Origin of the sequence: Candidatus Infernicultor aquiphilus, assembly GCF_002784285.1 — a bacterium.
In the GTDB taxonomy this organism is placed as follows: Bacteria; Atribacterota; Phoenicimicrobiia; order Phoenicimicrobiales; family Phoenicimicrobiaceae; genus Infernicultor; species Infernicultor aquiphilus.
The window spans coordinates 1,167-1,710 of the sequence record NZ_PFKO01000291.1 but is presented as its reverse complement, the minus strand read 5'-3'; the positions used below and the strand labels follow the sequence as shown (position 1 = coordinate 1,710).

Genomic DNA, 544 nt, shown 5'->3' with positions numbered 1-544 from the left:
CAAATAAAATAATATCTGCATCTTGCTCTAGTGCCCCAGAACTTCTAAGATCAGATAATTGGGGTCGTTTATTTTCTCTTTGTTCGCATAAACGATTAAGTTGAGATAGAATAATAATAGGGATATTAAATTCTTTTGCTATTGACTTAAGACCTCTTGAAATATTTGAAGTAATTTCAGTTTCATTCCCCCCTTTACCTCTCATAAGTTGAAGATAATCAATAAGTATAAGACCAAGATTAGGGTACTTCATTTTTGCTTTTTGAATCTTGGCCATCATTTGATGAACATCACACATTGATTCATCAATAATAAGAGGCATTTCCTTAAAAGTTTGCTGTGCATTTTTAATTTGAATCTTTTCAGCGTCATTTAATAGACGTCGTTTTAATTTATAAAGTTCGATCTTTAATTCACTTGCGAACATTCTCATTAAAAGCTGGGAGTGATTCATTTCTAATGAAAAAAATAGTGTGGGAATGCCCTTAAGCGCATTTTTTAACGCAATATGAGAAGCTAATGCAGTTTTCCCCATGCTAGGACG

The 544-nt window shown here is 32.5% G+C and carries 1 pseudogene; it reads right to left on the bottom strand.

Annotated elements, in window-relative coordinates:
* A pseudogene (locus tag COZ07_RS07995) lies at positions 1-544 on the bottom strand (DnaB-like helicase C-terminal domain-containing protein); the annotation flags it as partial.